Genomic DNA, 16,819 nt, shown 5'->3' with positions numbered 1-16,819 from the left:
CAGCCGCGTCTGCCAATCACAGGGATAAACGCAGCGCTCTGCTGCCGACTGCCAGCTCGGTATCGTATTGCGATTGCGGACCGGCCCAGACGGCAGACAGGAAAACACAGTGTATGCATATTTTATGGCAGTTGAACTAGTATCACAATTGTGTATCCATCACGTTGATGACTACGCTCCACAGCCCAGCTCTTTGCTTAGCCATTGTGCCAGTGCAGCGCAACGTTGATTGGACCGCGCTCGCGGCACGCAAAGACTCAGCCTTGCTGCCGTCTGGACAAAGCCCCAGGGCGCTTCCAGCCGGTGTGCGGCCAGGTCATCGGCCACCACCTGTTGTGGGGCAATAGCGACGCCCAGCCCGGCCGTGGCCGCTTCCAAAAGATAATAAAGATGCTCAAACGCCGTACCCAATTGCAGACTGTCTGCGGGCAACTGGTTTGCCTGCGCCCATTGCGCCCAAGCCTGTGGCCGGGAGGCCGGGTACATCAGGGGCTCCTGCAACAGTGAGCTGACCTCGGCGCTGGCCAGTGCCGTATAGTTTGCATATCTGGGGCTTATCACGGGGCCGATGTGTTCCGGACCAAGGTCGTAAACATGCAAATCATCAGCCCAGGGTGGGGTGGCAAAGCAAAGCGTCGCGTCAACATTGGGATTACGAGGATCCAGTTCCCCTTCCCCGGCAGTCAATTGCAATCGCAATTGCGGCAAATCCTGATTGAGTCTGTCCAGTCTGGGGATGAACCAGCGAGCCAGCAAGCTGCCCGGACAGGCCAGCACAAAGGGCAAATTACTGTTGCGATGACGAATCTCGGCGCAGGCGGCGCGCACCCGCTCGAAGGCTGCGCCACTGGCATCACGCAGCAGAACCCCCGAATCCGTGAGTTTTATGCCACGTCCGTCTTTTTCGATCAGCGCGACCCCAAGGGCGGATTCCAGCAGCCGGATTTGCCGGCTGATCGCCCCGTGCGTGACGTGTAGCTCAGCGCCTGCTTTGCTCACGCTAAGCAGGCGTGCCGCCGATTCGAACGCCTGCAGTGCATTAAGAGAAGGAATGTCTTTTCGCATAATATGTGAGTTTATTTGACGTATTGAAGCTATTTTATCGCTTTTTTTTCTGCAGCGGCTGGCTTATCCTTTGTGTATGTAAACAGGTTTTGCACCATGCAAGGGACAAGACACACGACAGGAGAATTGAGACCGATGGCTTCATTGACCACAGATACCGGCCCGACGGGAATGTTCGGCGACTTCGGCGGACAATACGTTGCCGAAACACTGATGCCGCTGATTCATGAACTGGCTGCCGAATACGAAAAGGCCAGGGTAGATGAAAACTTTCAGAAAGAGCTGGCTTATTTCCAGCGTGACTACGTGGGCAGGCCAAGTCCGCTCTACTATGCCGAGCGGCTGACCGAACACCTGGGCGGCGCGAAGATCTATCTCAAGCGGGAAGAGCTCAATCATACCGGCGCCCATAAAATCAATAACTGCATTGGCCAGATACTGCTGGCGCGACGCATGGGCAAGAAAAGAATTATCGCCGAAACCGGCGCCGGGATGCACGGAGTGGCAACTGCCACTGTTGCAGCCCGTTTCGGTTTGCAATGCGTCATTTACATGGGCAGTACTGATATTGACCGCCAGCAGGCTAACGTATTTCGTATGAAATTACTTGGCGCACAAGTGCTGCCGGTGACGGCGGGCACAGGCACGTTGAAGGATGCCATGAATGAAGCCTTGCGCGATTGGGTTACCCATGTCGACACGACGTATTACCTGATAGGCACGGTGGCCGGCCCGCATCCCTATCCGACACTGGTTCGCGATTTCCAGGCCGTGATCGGCAAGGAAACCCGCCAGCAGATGATGGCTCAGGAAGGGCGCCTGCCCGACTCGCTTATTGCCTGCGTAGGGGGCGGCTCCAATGCCATTGGGCTATTCCATGATTTCCTGGATGACGAAAAGGTGAAGATTATCGGCGTGGAAGCGGCCGGCCATGGTATGGAAAGCGGCAAGCATGCCGCGAGTCTGAACGGGGGCGTGCCCGGCGTGTTGCACGGCAATCGCACCTTCCTGCTGCAGGATGATGATGGACAGATCATTGATGCGCATTCGATATCTGCCGGTCTGGATTATCCGGGCATTGGTCCTGAGCATGCGTGGCTACACAGCATTGGCCGGGTGCAATATACCGCAATCACAGATCACGAAGCGCTTGACGCCTTGCATCAATGTTGTCGCCTGGAAGGGATTATTCCTGCGCTGGAAAGCGCCCATGCCCTGGCCGAGGCATTTAAGCAGGCGCCTTCTTTGCCCCAAGACCACCTGATGGTCGTCAACCTGTCCGGTCGCGGTGACAAGGATATGCAAACAGTAATGCAACATAGCCAAGAGAAGGAGCAACAAGCATGAGTCGCCTGCAACAGCGTTTTGCGCAATTGAAGAATGAAAATCGCGCGGCCCTGGTCACATTCCTGACCGCCGGTGATCCCGATTATGATACGGCAGCAGCCATTCTTGATGGGTTGCCACAAGCGGGCGCCGATATTATTGAGCTGGGCATGCCGTTTACCGATCCCATGGCCGACGGTCCTGCCATCCAGTTGGCCAGTCTGCGAGCCCTGGGCAACGGCCAGAATGTGGCCAGAACCCTGAAGATGATCGCGCAATTTCGGCAGAACGATAATGAAACGCCGATTGTGCTAATGGGGTACTTCAATCCGATTCATCGTTATGGCGTGGACCGGTTCATTGCAGATGCAGGTAAGGCCGGCGTGGACGGATTGATTGTGGTGGATCTGCCGGCCGAACACGATCATGATCTATGTCTTCCGGCGCAGGCTGCAGGCATCGACTTTGTTCGCCTGACCACACCCACCAGTGATGATGCCCGCCTGCAGCAGATCCTGGGTAATGCCGGCGGCTTTATCTATTACGTTTCTGTTGCCGGCACCACAGGCGCTGGCTCAGCGACCCTGGAGCATGTTGAGCAAGCCGTCACACGGATTCGCAGGCATACTGATCTGCCGGTCAGCATAGGTTTTGGGATACGCACACCGGAGCAGGCTGCCAACATCGCCCGAATCGCTGATGGCGTGGTGGTGGGGTCGGCGCTGGTGCAAAAGATTGCTGAAGCCAGCAGCGGCGACCAGGCCAGGGATGACGTACTGGGCCTTTGTAGTGAGTTGGCGCAGGCGGTGCGCAAGGCGCGCGGCTAATTGGCGCTCATTGCGTATGTAATACTGGAAAATGGCCGGCCAGCGAACGTTCGCTGGCCGGCCATCTGTCTATTGAGCCAGAAATAATCTGCGTTAGCTACTCATGCGATTCGACCATAAGCCGCCCGCGCAGTTTTTTCTTCGGTATTAGGCTGGCCGGAAAAATCACTGCATTGAATCGGACGGTATGGTGATTCCACTGGCGGTGCGGTCAGGACGCATTCAACGCTCTGCCAAAAAATACAAATCCGTAGTATCAGGCTCCGGCGTTAGCCGAGCGATCCCAGGCATTCGGTATGACGGCAGAAGAGTATCCGGAGATAAACGTTTTTGGCTGTCCCGTTGCCGGATCGAAAACATGACGACTGACCGCGCCGATATTGCCGCCATAAAGATGAATGCTTATGGAGGGCTTATCGTCGTAAGCGTTGGATACCTGATGGATATCGCCTTCGGCCGGTAGCAGGGCGTCGAGCATACCCGGCTCCAGTCGATCTGGATCACCTGCAGCAGCCAATGACCCATCCGGTCTGGCGCGGTAGCGCTGACTAATTTCTGATCCGCGCAACATGCCAATGAACCCCCACACCATATGGTCATGAACCGGGGTCTGCTGGCCCGGACCCCATACAAAGCTGACCAGAGAGAATCGCTCCAATGGATCACAGTGAAGGAGGAACTGTTGATAAAAAGTGGGGTGGGGAACAGTACAGAACGCTGGTAGCCAGTCATCGTGTGCAACCAGATCGGCCAATAAGGATTTGGCTCCTGTTGGCGGGTTTTGATGGTCAATCTGCTTGTCCATGAGTGTGGTCATGGCTGTAATAAATTCACTCAGGCGTCTCAGATTTGGTTTATCCATCGTTATTTGTCTCCTTCTGGTTGCAGTATCCTGTGCCTGCCCTGTTCAGACAAGCCAATGACGCATGCTCTTGCAAGGTCGGCAGGTGCATTGGACGCATGCCGGTACTTGGTCGTCATCCCTTCAGTTTGACAGCCACTTTTGCGACGTATTCGCCCTGGTGCGCAGCGATCCCGAGCTCCCGCGTGTCGGGCTGGCGTGATCCATCCCCGCCTGCAATGGTCGACGCGCCATAAGGCGTGCCGCCGGCACCCTGTGTGATGTCGGCCAGTGCTTGGTCTGTGTAGCCGATGGGCACCAGGATCATGCCGTGATGAGCCAGTGTTGTCCAGGTTGAAGTAATCGTCATTTCCTGGCCGCCACCGGTGCCGGTCGAAGTAAAGACACTTGCGACTTTTCCGACCAGGGCGCCTTTTGCCCACAGGCTGCCGGTCTGGTCCAGAAAGGTACGCATCTGGCCAGCCATATTGCCAAAGCGGGTTGGCGTACCGAAAATAATGGCATCGTATTGAGCAAGTTCCTGGACAGAGGCAACCTCTGTACCCTGGTCCACTTTGCCGCCGGCGTTGCGAAAGTCTTCTTCATTCATCGTTTCGGGAACGCGTTTGACGGTGACCTCGGTCCCCTGGACACGGCGGGCCCCGTCTGCAACGCTGTTTGCCATGGTCTCGATATGACCATACATGGAGTAGTAAAGTACGAGAATCTTGGTCATGCATAAGCTCCTTTCATTGGTAATGTCCGGCTCATGTGAGCGAACCGGCCAGGAATGGAATGCGATACGTCCAGTATAGTAAAAACGCACTTTCTATATGGGCGCAGATGGGCCGAGTCGAACAAACAATGTGCAGGAATCGTTATGATTGGAATGCGTCAGAGTTGATATCGCATCGTTTGGTGCGTTATGTTTGCAAGCCCTTTAACGCAATGTCATTGAAGGAAGCAATGGCCTGCGGGAGCTCTTGGGGGCGATCAGGATTGAGCCAGATATAGCTGTAATAGTACATCCCCAGCAATGCTTTGATCCGTACGCGCGAGTATGGCAGTAGCACGCCTGCTTGCGCACCCCGCTCAACCGTTTGTTTCCATAACGATTCGTACGTGCGATGCAGATGGACAACTTTTTGACGGCGTTCGCTGTCCAGGCTTTGTATTTCGCGAAAGCATACGGTGAGCTCGGGCAGGTTTGCCGCGATAACTTGCAGCAGATCCTGACCGAGGCGTTGCAAACAGCGTGTGGGATCCGCTTCATCTTTTAATGTTTGCTGACCCTTGTGCACCAACTCTGTCATATAGCGGGTGCAGATGTCGTTCAGCACATCGTCCTTGCTGCGAAAGTGATGATAGAACGCCCCACGACTGATTTCTAGCGCTTCGCACAGGGCTTGCATGCCGACGGCATGAAAGCCCTTGGCGGCAAAAAGCTGCGCGGCCGTTTTCAGGATACGTTCTTGCAGGGTTTGCCCGGATGGATCCGTAGCGACGGCTTCGGTGTAGCTCATGTTAAAGCGTCAGGTAATGTCAATCCGTCAATTTTAACAGCAAGCGAGGCTTGCCAAGGAATGTAGATGTCTATATGATGACAAAAACCGATCGGTCGGTCGGCTTTGGCGCTTAGCATGTGGAGAGACAATATGAACGACAATGAAGTATCTGCACCGGGACTCATTGAGCCGAGAGCGCAGCAACGAGAGCAGGCGATCGCAGATAAACGGTCCACCCGACGGAATTTTCTTTTGCATAGCAGTGCTATTGTTACGGTAGCAGCCACCGCTGGCGTTACGACAGAAGCGCTTGCAAATGATGCGGCCAAGGATGCGACTGCTGATGCTGCTGCCAATCTGCCACCGAATATTCCAAAATGGACGCGTTCTCTTGGCAGCCCGACAGCAAGCCCTTATGGCAAGCCATCGTCCTATGAAAATAAAACGATCAGAAATATGTATCCGGGCCTCAAAGAGCCCATGTCCGCCTACAGTACGTCGCCATTGCAAGAGCTGGATGGCGCCATCACACCCAACGGTCTGTTTTACGAAAGACACCATGCCGGTGTTCCGCAGATAGACCCGGCAGAGCATCGATTAATGCTGCACGGCCTTGTGAAGCACCCCCTGGTTTTCACGATGGACGAGATCAGGCAGTTCCCTTCAGTTTCGCCTATTTATTTTCTGGAATGCTCGGGCAACCCGTCGTTTCTGCCACCGTATGGAAAAACAGCAGCCGAGGTGGCCGGTTTGGTCAGTTGTGCCCAGTGGACGGGTGTCCCCTTAAAGACTTTGTTGGAGCATGCCGGCTTGAAAAAAGAAGCCAAATGGATCGTGGCAGAGGGCGCGGATGGAGCAGCCATGACCCGAAGTATTCCAATTGAGAAATGCCTTGACGATGTATTGCTCGCCTATAGCCAAAATGGAGAGCGTCTAAGGCCGGAGCAAGGGTATCCGATCAGGCTTTTCGTTCCCGGTTATGAAGGCAATATGAGTATCAAGTGGCTGCGCCGGCTACACGTGACCGATCAGCCAGGATACACCAGAGAGGAGACGGGAAAGTATACCGATCTGATGGCTGATGGGCGCGCACGCAAGTTTTCATTTGTGATGGATTGCAAATCCATTATTACCCAGCCATCTGGTACGCATAAGCTGACGCGTAAAGGGACTCATGAAATCCGCGGCATCGCCTGGAGCGGACACGGCAAGATCACAGCCGTTGATATTTCAACAGACGGTGGTAACACCTGGAAGCCGGCGACATTGCAGGAGCCAATTATCAGCAAAGCGCTTACGGCGTTCCGCTTTTTGTTTGACTGGAATGGCGATGAGCAGATCATCATGAGTCGGGCCGTTGACGAAACCGGCTACGTACAGCCATCTCTGGAGCAGTTGATTGAGGCGCGCGGCACGGTATCCTTTTATCACAACAATGCGATCCAGCCATGGAAAATCGCCACTACCGGAGAGCTAACCAATGGACGGACTTAAACAAACAATATTCGGTGCTTGTCTTATGGCAATGTCATCTGTCATTTACGCCCAGCAGGGCAATGATTTCAAGGGTTTGGGCTCCCCGGCCGGCCACGAGCAAGTCGCGGGCTGGAATATTGATGTCTTTCCGGACGGAACCGGGCTGCCGCAGGGGCAAGGATCGGTTGCGCTCGGGGAAAAGGTGTATAAAGCTCAATGCATGAGTTGCCATGGCGTCAATCTGGAGGGTGGTTTGGGGCCCAGATTGGTCGGCGGCGCTGGTACGCTGGCCAGCGATAAACCGATCAAAACTATCGGAAGTTACTGGCCATATGCAACGACAATATTCGATTACGTGCGACGTTCCATGCCGTTCCAAAACCCACAGTCACTCAGCAACGAAGACGTGTATAGCGTGACGGCCTATCTGTTAAGCAAAAATAACATTGTGCCTGCCGATGCAACAATGAATGCCAAGTCGTTGGCAGCAGTTAAGATGCCTAATCGTGATAATTTCTATATCGATGACCGACCAGATACCAAGAACGAACGGTGCATGGACGATTGTTTGAATAAATAATAGAGTTTTTGACAGGACCGAGGTAATACGATTTGGCTACGTCAGCGTGATAGTACTCGGCGTGGCCAAGTCGCGATCTACGATTCAGTTCGTGTACAAGGATGGCGGCCAGCTCTTTGCGTTCCCGCAAACGCCTGTCCGTTGTCTCGATAAAAGCCCCTCACATAAAACTATACGCAAATAACATAGGAAATGTAAGTAGATAAAGCCGAATATCCCCTATACGGTACGCTCGATACCGGCAGGGCGCGGTGACCATATGGGAATACGAGAACAAAGTACTGCGAGCGAATCTCCAAATAGAAAATTTACTCTACTGACTTGGGAGCTCGTTTGAAATTATCATCGTTTTTACAAAATTCGAGTGCTTGCCTTAGCAATCCAGCTAACCTATATAAATTTTCTGGTTTGTCCAGCACGATTTGATTTCCGCTTCCCAACTGAAGCCCAGCCCGTAGTACTTCGGCTTTTAACGCTTCTGTAATAGGCTCGATAAACTGCACAGTCGGGCGACGCCGATCACCCCAGAACCGAAATAACCATCTATTGGACTTTCCTTTATGCACAATGGAATAGTAAGTTTCCGTGTCTCGTGCTTGCAGGTCCTCGCCGACCAGAATGTCGCAACAAATTTTATACAAATGTTGTTCTTCCGCTGTCGTAATAATGTTCGCATTATTTGGGTCAGTAATGGATTCGTCACTTGCTAGTAACGCTGCTGCTGCGCTGTCATCCCTCAGCACCGTTTCTTGTTTATTCTCTGTTGTGGATAAGCTTGTGGCTACCATTGTGCTTACTGATTGGGCGACCGCTTGTTTAACTATCGGCTGCACACTTTCAAGAAAACGTCCAGTGAGAGTTCTTTGGATTTTGGATTGTGAAACTACGAATCGCACAAAATCCAAATTACAATCCTTCAGCGCGGTGGTAATTACGTCTTTAAATGAACTCAGGTAAATATTTTCTTCTGCAAGTGCGCGCAATGCTTGTGGTTCGAGTTCATCGTAGTGAAAGCGGCGCAATTGATTCGCAATGTCAGGGTTGCATTCTTCAAAGTTGATTGTCAGAAACGGATCGGCGTCCATAATGTTTTTATTGACCAAATCAGTGAAAAATCGCCATTCTTTGCCATTTGTAATGGCCGCAACAGTCACCTCAGGCGTCGCATTGTAATACCGCGAGAGCTGTGGGCAATGATTTGTCAGGTTCTGCGCGTAACCTTTTGCTTCGATGAATATGACCGGAATCCCCGCGCTGAATAAGGTATAGTCGACTCTTTCGGTGGCTTTTACACCGGGAAAGTCGGCTGCATATTCGGCTTGGACCCGCGTTGGATCATAGGGACTGAACCCCAATATATCGAGAAGTGGCAAAATCAGTGCTTGTTTGGTGTAAATACCCCATTTATAACACAGTCATCTCGTAGAGAATTTATGCCGCATTTCGGTACTCTAACGGCGTCATGTCATTCAGTGAGTCGTGTGGTCGTTCAGTGTTATATAACTCAATCCAGTTTTCGGTTATTTGCTTTACCTCATTCAGGTTGTTGAAAATATATAAATCCAGTACATCATCACGATACGTTCGGTTAAATCGCTCAATGTATGCGTTCTGGTAAGGGCAACCAGGTTTGATGTAATCAATCATAATGCCATGCACTTTTGCCCAGCTGGTGAAGACTTCTGAGGTAAATTCACTGCCCGTTATCAACGCGAATTTTCTCAGGGGTAACCGTGCCATTCAGCCAGTTGGTCCAGATAACGTATTACACGCAACGATGGCATACTGGTCGCGATATCAATGCCGAGTATTTCACGGTTAAAATCATCAATAACATTGAATGTCCGAAACCGGACTTTGTTGTGCAAGCTGTCGCTCATAAAGTCCATTGACCAGCACTTACCCAGCGCACTAGGCGCAACCAAAGGCTCAGGGTTGCGGTTAGGCAAGCGTCGCTTTCCTTTGCGCCGTAGGTTCAGTTTTAACTCAGTATAAACACGATACACTCGTTTGTGGTTCCAGCGGTGGCCTAGCTTGCGAAGACGTTTGAAGCACTTAGGAAAACCCCAGCGATGATGTTTTTCAATCAACGCATTGAGTGCATCAATGATTGCAGTGTCATCGGTTAACTTAGGTTCGTAATAATAAGCGGTACGGCTGATGCCAACCGCATTACAGCAGGTTACAACGCTCGCGTTATACTGCACCTGTAGCTCACGTGCCCAAACTTTTCGTTCTGCCACAGGTGCTAAAGCTTTTTTATAATATCTTCTTGCATCTGCGATTTTAGGCTCAAATCCGCATACATTTGTTTGAGCCGACGGTTTTCTTCTTCAAGCTCTTTTAAACGGCGCACATCGGATGCTTCCATACCGCCGTATTTTTCGCGCCACTTATAAAACGTTGAATTGCCGATGCCATACTTACGGCAGAGGTCTTTGATCGGCATACCAACTTCAGCTTCTTTCAAAATCGCCACAATTTGGCTTTCAGTCTTTCGTTTGCTCATCGTCAAACTCCTTTCGTTTAGCTTAAAAGAAATTCTACGAGTAATCTGTATTATTTTACGGGGTAGTTACAGTACGTCTCTTCTACTTCTGGGCTACTAAGCGTAATATCCGCATCGGAAGACCAGCTAATATTATTCTTGTGAAAATGTTCCGAAGATTCGTCCACGGTTTTTGTCAGCGTGCTGTTTTCATGAATAAAGTCAGCGTTTTTTTCATAGACGTCGTGGGCGTTCCCTTTAAATCTAGCCATTTTTATAGGCCCCACATATGTAATTGATAGAGCAGAGTACACGTCTTGTCTATTATTACACTCTCCTTAACCTTGTTTGTGCGCCATAGCATATGGATCTCGTGAACACGACGATGCTCTCTTCTGTGGGCTCCCTTCCGCGAAATTTTAATGGGTGAAGGGTTAACAAATAACCCTCCGGCCAGATTATAAGAAGTAGAGGTTTCCGTTTTCCAGCCAGCTATTGCCGTATTTGCTATATTTGCCTGAACGTTGACCGCTGCAAATCCAATTTGAGCGTATCCATGAGTTTCAGATGTTTGATAATCCAGTGTATGTTTTGGTACTTCAATATCGACTGCATTAGCTTTTCGATAGAACGTTTTTCCTGTGGCATCAATAGTGAGTCCATTGGTGTAGTTAAACGCCGTTTTGTCTTTTACATAGACCGTCTCTATGCCATCAATATCAGATGTCAGATCTTTCTCATATACATTTTCGAATTTCTTTACATACACAGTCATGATTCTTTTCTCTATAATTCGCAGGGCATATATTATTTATATAAGCCGTGTTATCTTATTCCGCCAGACCGCTTTTCCGATCTTGCCAATAAAAAGCCCAACTTTGGTATTTTTCATCTTTGCTTGCGTTTTATTTTCATGAATCCCATCCTTTGCAGTTATAGTAAAAAGAAGCTGAACTAGATTTACATTGCGCCAGTTGGATTTTCCATTGCTAACAATCACCCCCGCGATTGAATTCGTATCGACTGTGGATAGAAAAAAAACACCATACATATTAATATTCCCACCCAGATACGTCTTTGTATGTGCCCAACCTATCTCCCATTTTTTCAAATTGTGCTTACATTCAAACCACTGGGTAGTCGTTTCATCAAGCGTGTCCGCTTTGATCGTCAGTTTGCCATTAGTGACGGTCAGATCCATACCAGCCTGGAAGTTGCTATTAGATTCTTCTTTTACTGTCTTGGTTTCCTTCCCGTCTATGGTATAGGTAGCCGTATCTTTAAAGCGATCTGTGTAATTGCCTTTGTAGCGAGCCATAGCCAAGTGCTCCTATTGAGGATGACAAATGGATGGTTTATCCGGTGCATCCGGGCCGTCTGGTTCGTCCGGATCATCCAGTTTCGGGGCTGAAGCGTCATCTGCAGTCCACTCGCCGTTTACAACCATATTTACCGGCCCTTCTTCGATTATCAGGTTTGTTGCCCCCTTGATATAAAAAGTTGTTGCTCCGTCCATCGATACCGTGGTAGCTCCAACCCGCTGCAGTTCATACGCAGCTTGCTTTTCTTTTAACGTTCCGGAAGTGGTTATATCTCGCGTTTTGTATTGTTCCTTCGTCGCACCGTCTACCTTCTGCTCAAGTCCGCCCTTGTATTTTAATTTGGTATTTCCTTTGACAAAATCATGGCGCTCGCCCCCGGTAGATTTATATTCATTGTCGCCAATTGTGGTATGAGAACTACAACCAACGAAGGCTCGTAGTTCTTTTTCCACGACAAGCTCCATATCCCTTACGCTTCTAATAACCATATCCATCTGAGCTTTCAGCGTGATCAACTCCCCACCCAACGTATCATCAAAAAGCATCATATTCGTGGTGCTCATATCCCCGAACACCGACTGGCTCCTGAACCCGCTAATGGTCGCTTTCCCAGGCAATTCCACCGGCGGCATATTATTGGCGTTATAAACCCGTCCCAATACAATAGGCCGATCCGGGCATCCGCCGATAAAGTCGACGACAACCTCGTCCTTGATGCGAGGCAGTTGCAAGCCGCCAAAGCCGCCTCCAGCCCAGGGGCTGGATACGCGAACCCAGCAGGAGCTGTTTTCATTTTTCTTGCCGTAGCGATCCCAATGAAACTGCACTTTGATGCGGCCATATTTATCGGTCCAGATTTCCTCTCCCTCGGGGCCAACGACGCGCGCGGTTTGCGGTCCATGGGTTCGGGGAATTGGCGTGATACGTGGGGCACGATACTGGATAGAGGCGGGCAGGGCGATAAAGGATTCTTCGTAGAAGTCCTCGGAGTTGGTGCCGGTGGCGTAGCCCGCAACGCTCATGCGGTAATTGACCGACACGACCAGGTATTCTTTATTCTCTGCAGATCTGGGGTGGTTTTTCAGGTTGAAGGTATTGCCGGTGGCGATACCACGCGCGTTAGCGATGCCCCGTACCTGTTCCTGGATGCTTTGCAGCTCCTGCAACCGTACCCGCGAATATTGCTCGCCATGATCGGGCTCCTGAAAGCCGCCCTGCCATTCGAACATTTCCAGATTGCCGTTTTGCGACCCGCCAGCACGCTTGGAAACAGAATCCAGGCTCGCGCCAGGTTTGGTGAAATCGTAATCAGTCGTCGCATATCCATCAGGGGTGATCTGGGCGACCACTTCCCACATGGATATGTATTCTTCTTGCGGCTTGCCCAGGCGATCCGGGCCATAATAGGGAATCGAGTCGTATCCCGGCGTGGCCTTGTGCGAGGCAATGTCATCTGTCATGACCAGGGTATGCTGGCCGTTTTCATGCTTGAAGTAATAATAGATGCCTTCATGTTCCATAAGGCGGCTGATAAACGCAAAGTCCGTCTCCTGGTACTGGACGCAATACTCCCAGTTACGATACGAACCACTGAGCTTCATTTCAAACGGGTATCCGTATTCGCCCAGCACTTCCTTGATGACATCAGGCACGGTTTTTTGCTGGAAGATCTTGTTGTCGGAAGTCTGGGTCAGATACCAAAGCCAGGGTCGTACGGTCGCCTTGTAGATGTAATAGCGGGAAGTTGCGTTTTCGCGGCCGATCAGCTCAAACCGCGTGACCTGGCCATTCAAATAGCGAGATCCGGCGACTGTTTCAATTTCCAGTGTCAGTGGCTTGCCCAGCAGACTCTTGAGGTCCAGACTGTAATTGTCGGCAATCAGCTCGATGTCGAAATCAAATAATTGTGACAGACCTTCGGATCCACTCATCTGACGAAAGCCAAGGCTGCCTCCCAGTGGAGTGTGCGCAACAATGGAGCGAAATTGTATCGAATTTGGAATATCCACGAATATTTCCTTGGGTAAAAAGGATGCGTGCGTCGCCGGAAGGTTTGGAAAAGTGTTTATTTACAGTCGGTTAATGATTTATTGGAGTATTGTTTCACTAACATTACTTACCGAATGAATGTACGCAATCTGGATTTAAATTACAACTGGCGTATACACCATATAAGTAACAAAGTTTTAGTGTTTCTGTCATGCAGATGTAAATTGTTTCATTTGCTAATTATTAAGCGTAGCGGTTTTGGGTAAGGCGATTATGAGGTCTTGCGTGTTTATTCTCCTTTGCATAGGCGTCCTTTGATATCAAGAAGGCGCATGCCATCTATGAAGGAAGCTTTTTTATATAACTTGTATTGTTATAAGTACATCTTTATAATTAAGACAGACTTCGTATATTTCTCAGAAAGGTTTTTCATGACGGCGCAGACGCTTGCACAGAAACTGATCGCACGGGCCAGCCACCGCCCCGAAGTGGCGGTGGACGAGATAGTGACGTGCGCAGTGGACTTGGCCATGTTCCATGATTCCAGCGGCCCGCGCCGGCTCAAGCCCATGCTGGAAAAACTGGGCGCGAAAATCTGGGATAAATCCAAGGTGGTACTGGTCATGGATCATTACGTTCCCGAGGAGGATGACGATTCACGCCGAATCCTGAAGATTGCGCGTGACTGGGCATTTGATCAGCAGCTTCCCAATGTGTACGATTCTATCGGTATCTGCCACGTTGTGCTGCCGCAAAAAGGGCATCTTCGGCCCGGCATGTTTTGCGTGGGTGGCGATTCCCATTCGCCTACGGGGGGCGCGTTTGGCGCGTATATGTTCGGGATCGGCAGCACAGAGATGCTGGGTGTGGTCGTCACCGGCGAAATCTGGGTTCGGACACCATCCACCGTCGCCATGGACTGGTCGGGACGATTGTCTGTTGGTGTGACTGCCAAGGATATGATGTTGCATATGATCGGGCAGTTTGGCACTAATGGCGCCAATTACGGCGCCGTGGAGTTCACTGGCGCGGCGGTGTCGGCGCTTTCCATGCAGGAGCGTATGACCCTGTCCAATATGAGTGCAGAACTGGGCGCCCAGGTGGGCCTGATTGCGCCGGACCAGACCACTGTGGATTATCTCGCCTCGGTAGGCGTTGATGAACCCATCGATCTGGATTACTGGCGCACGGATGACAATGCGCAGCGTGAGATCCGATCATTTGATGCCGATTCGCTGTCGCCGATGGTGGCCGCGCCGCACAGCCCGGACAATGTACATTCAGTAGATGAAATGCATGGCACGCCGGTACAAGTGGCATACATAGGCGCGTGCACCGGCGCCAAACTGGATGATCTGCGTGCGGCGGCGTGTGTGCTCAAGGGGCAGCGCGTTGATTCCGGTGTTCGCCTGATGGTCGCGCCGGCAACCCTGCGCGATCAGCAGGATGCACAGGACGAGGGGATCATGGATATTCTGATTGATGCCGGGGCGCAAGTGTTTGCTACATCCTGTGGCGCCTGTTCAGGTTATGGCAATGCGCTAAAAGGCGCGACTAACGTCATTTCCAGTACAGCACGAAATTTCAAAGGTCGAATGGGTTCTGCCGAGACCCAGGTATATCTTGCTTCACCGTACACCGTCGCGGCATCGGCTCTGGCTGGGCGCATAGCAGATCCGCGCATTATGCTAGCGGAGGGCAGGCAATGAGCAGGCATCGCGTTTGGCGAGTCGGCGAAAATATCGATACTGATGCGCTTGCGCCTGGCGCCTATATGAAACTGGAACTGCCTGAGATGGCGGCACACTGTCTGGAGGCACGGTATCCCGGTCTTGCCGCATCCTTAGGTCCTGGCGATGTACTTGTGGCTGGACCGGGTTTTGGGATTGGCTCTTCACGGGAACAGGCTGTGGGCGTGTTGGTACAGTTGGGTATAAAGGCGGTTATCGCGCCGTCATTCAGCGGGCTGTACTTTCGCAATGCGTTCAATCTCGGGCTGCTGGCGGTTGTCTGTTCGCAGGCCGAATCCATCGCCGAGGGTAGCCATGTTGAAATTGATACGGGTCGGTCACTATTGCGAGTCTATGAAAGTCAGGGGGCAGAGACGGCAGAGACGACAGTGACACAGATATATGCCTGCCAGCCGATTCCTCCATTCCTTGTTGAGATGGCGGCAGCCGGCGGTCTGCTGGCTCAGCTTTCACGAAAATTGGCTCGTACATAGTGCGAATGTCGTGTCGATGGGGGCGCCCGTCTTGAGCGAAATGATGTTTGTGTTGGCGTTGCCCCCAGCACGCAAAGAATGCGCGCCGTTCTATTACCAGATCAGACATGCAACGGCCGATAGCCGTCAGTCGATAACTTTTTTCTGTCCCACGTACGTGGGACAGAGCTGAATACGAATACTTTAATGCAAATGAAATCACTCAAAACCCTTCTGAAATCGTCTTCCTGTCTTCTTGTGCCCGGCGTTTATGATTCGTTATCTGCGCTGATCGCAGAACAGTCCGGTTTTCAGGCGGTGTATCTTTCCGGCGCCTCGGTTGCCTACACCCGGTTGGGTCGTTCCGACGTCGGACTGACCACTTATACCGAAGTAGAGCAGACGCTCTCGCGGATTGCAGATCGCATCAGTTTGCCGATTATTGTGGACGGTGATACCGGTTTTGGCAATGCGATGAACGTCATGCGAACCGTAAGGGGTTTCGAGAAGGCCGGCGCGTCCATGATTCAGCTTGAAGACCAGACATTCCCGAAGCGCTGCGGCCATCTGGCAGGAAAATCGGTCATCCCGGTTTCCGAAATGTGCGGCAAGCTCAAAGCGGCGCTGGACGCGCGCCACAGCGAAGATACGTTAATTCTGGCCAGAACCGATGCCGTCGCAGTGGAAGGGCTGGACGCGGCGCTGGAACGAGCCGAAGCCTATCTGGAATGTGGTGCGGATGTCCTTTTCATTGAAGCGGTGCGCTCCGAGGAACAGATGAGCCAGACTTGCGCGCGGTTCAACGGGCGCGCGCCATTGCTGGCCAATATGGTGGAGGGCGGCATGACACCCATTCATGCGGCGAGCGATTTGAGCAAAATCGGATTCAGTATCGTGATTTTTCCCGGCGCTGCGGCGCGCGCGATCGCCCATGCACTTGAACGCTTTTATGGCCAGTTGTACCGCAATGGCTCGACCAGTGGGTCGGCGGGTGCGATGCTCAACTTTGATCAGCTTAACGATTTGATTGGTACACCGTCATTGCTCAAGCAGGCTGCGCGCTACGAATGAGGTGCAAACACTGCTCGCACGACAATGCCAGGACAATAATCATTCACTTACGAAGCTTGTGATCAGTTCATGTTTACTAACGGCACGGCAAGTCGTCTCTTTGGAGCCAGGTGTGACTATTTGTGA

Annotated in this window: 15 protein-coding genes and 1 pseudogene; 7 read left to right on the top strand and 9 right to left on the bottom strand. The window is 51.5% G+C overall.

The genetic code is table 11. The features are described 5' to 3' along the window. Nucleotides 1-171 precede the first annotated feature (171 nt). Nucleotides 172-1,065: a LysR family transcriptional regulator gene (locus tag CAP48_RS18580; protein ID WP_100699361.1), complete on the bottom strand. Its 894-nt coding sequence runs from the start codon at nt 1,063-1,065 to the stop codon at nt 172-174. A 135-nt stretch (nt 1,066-1,200) separates the two neighbouring features. On the opposite strand from CAP48_RS18580, the gene trpB reads away from it, so the two are divergent. After that, the gene (gene trpB / locus CAP48_RS18575) at nt 1,201-2,412 is read left to right on the top strand and encodes a tryptophan synthase subunit beta (RefSeq protein WP_100699360.1); all 1,212 of its coding nucleotides are present in this window, start codon (nt 1,201-1,203) and stop codon (nt 2,410-2,412) included. Then, complete coding sequence (gene trpA / locus CAP48_RS18570; protein ID WP_100699359.1) at nt 2,409-3,218, top strand: tryptophan synthase subunit alpha; 810 nt, start codon at nt 2,409-2,411, stop codon at nt 3,216-3,218. Before trpB ends, trpA begins: the two co-directional genes overlap by 4 nt. Before the next feature lie 256 nt (nt 3,219-3,474). On the opposite strand, the gene CAP48_RS18565 is transcribed toward trpA, so the two are convergent. From CAP48_RS18565 to CAP48_RS18555, 3 genes are all read right to left on the bottom strand, one after another. Continuing rightward, nucleotides 3,475-4,080, bottom strand: coding sequence for a cysteine dioxygenase (locus CAP48_RS18565; RefSeq protein WP_100699358.1), 606 nt, complete (start codon nt 4,078-4,080; stop codon nt 3,475-3,477). A gap of 115 nt (nt 4,081-4,195) precedes the next feature. Continuing rightward, a complete protein-coding gene (wrbA, locus tag CAP48_RS18560; protein ID WP_100699357.1) occupies nt 4,196-4,795 on the bottom strand; it encodes an NAD(P)H:quinone oxidoreductase in 600 nt (199 codons plus the stop codon). 187 nt (nt 4,796-4,982) lie between these two features. Then, on the bottom strand, nt 4,983-5,582 hold the full coding sequence (locus tag CAP48_RS18555; protein WP_100699356.1) for a TetR/AcrR family transcriptional regulator: 600 nt from the start codon (nt 5,580-5,582) through the stop codon (nt 4,983-4,985). Between the two features lie 132 nt (nt 5,583-5,714). Between CAP48_RS18555 and soxC the strand changes: the two genes are divergently transcribed. Together soxC and CAP48_RS18545 are read left to right on the top strand one after the other, a co-directional pair. Further along, complete coding sequence (gene soxC, locus CAP48_RS18550) at nt 5,715-7,058, top strand: sulfite dehydrogenase (protein ID WP_100699355.1); 1,344 nt, start codon at nt 5,715-5,717, stop codon at nt 7,056-7,058. Next, nucleotides 7,045-7,620 carry a c-type cytochrome gene (locus tag CAP48_RS18545; protein ID WP_100699354.1) on the top strand — a complete coding sequence of 192 codons (576 nt, stop codon included), beginning with the start codon at nt 7,045-7,047 and terminating at the stop codon, nt 7,618-7,620. Before soxC ends, CAP48_RS18545 begins: the two co-directional genes overlap by 14 nt. A gap of 308 nt (nt 7,621-7,928) precedes the next feature. Here the strand turns inward: CAP48_RS18545 and CAP48_RS18540 are convergent, their stop codons facing one another. From CAP48_RS18540 to CAP48_RS18520, 5 genes and pseudogenes are all read right to left on the bottom strand, one after another. After that, complete coding sequence (locus CAP48_RS18540) at nt 7,929-8,993, bottom strand: type I restriction endonuclease (RefSeq protein WP_242444560.1); 1,065 nt, start codon at nt 8,991-8,993, stop codon at nt 7,929-7,931. Between the two features lie 58 nt (nt 8,994-9,051). After that, a pseudogene (locus tag CAP48_RS18535) lies at nt 9,052-10,129 on the bottom strand (IS3 family transposase). A gap of 253 nt (nt 10,130-10,382) precedes the next feature. Further along, on the bottom strand, nt 10,383-10,883 hold the full coding sequence (locus CAP48_RS18530) for a hypothetical protein (RefSeq protein ID WP_100699352.1): 501 nt from the start codon (nt 10,881-10,883) through the stop codon (nt 10,383-10,385). Nucleotides 10,884-10,919: 36 nt separating this feature from the next. Then, nucleotides 10,920-11,426: a hypothetical protein gene (locus CAP48_RS18525; protein ID WP_100699351.1), complete on the bottom strand. Its 507-nt coding sequence runs from the start codon at nt 11,424-11,426 to the stop codon at nt 10,920-10,922. 12 nt (nt 11,427-11,438) lie between these two features. After that, complete coding sequence (locus CAP48_RS18520; RefSeq protein ID WP_100699350.1) at nt 11,439-13,439, bottom strand: type VI secretion system Vgr family protein; 2,001 nt, start codon at nt 13,437-13,439, stop codon at nt 11,439-11,441. Nucleotides 13,440-13,850: 411 nt separating this feature from the next. On the opposite strand from CAP48_RS18520, the gene CAP48_RS18515 reads away from it, so the two are divergent. The 3 genes from CAP48_RS18515 to CAP48_RS18505 all read left to right on the top strand — a co-directional run bounded on the left by CAP48_RS18515 (nt 13,851) and on the right by CAP48_RS18505 (nt 16,693). Continuing rightward, complete coding sequence (locus CAP48_RS18515) at nt 13,851-15,128, top strand: 3-isopropylmalate dehydratase large subunit (protein WP_100699523.1); 1,278 nt, start codon at nt 13,851-13,853, stop codon at nt 15,126-15,128. Beyond that, nucleotides 15,125-15,643: a 3-isopropylmalate dehydratase gene (locus CAP48_RS18510; protein ID WP_100699349.1), complete on the top strand. Its 519-nt coding sequence runs from the start codon at nt 15,125-15,127 to the stop codon at nt 15,641-15,643. Before CAP48_RS18515 ends, CAP48_RS18510 begins: the two co-directional genes overlap by 4 nt. Before the next feature lie 186 nt (nt 15,644-15,829). Continuing rightward, nucleotides 15,830-16,693, top strand: a complete 864-nt coding sequence (locus tag CAP48_RS18505; RefSeq protein ID WP_192871363.1) for an oxaloacetate decarboxylase — start codon at nt 15,830-15,832, stop codon at nt 16,691-16,693. The last annotated feature ends 126 nt before the right edge of the window (nt 16,694-16,819 follow it).

This window comes from Advenella sp. S44 (assembly GCF_002810445.1).
In the GTDB taxonomy this organism is placed as follows: Bacteria; Pseudomonadota; Gammaproteobacteria; order Burkholderiales; family Burkholderiaceae_B; genus Advenella.
The sequence above is the reverse complement of the archived record's forward strand: the minus strand, read 5'-3'. Positions and strand labels throughout refer to the sequence as shown.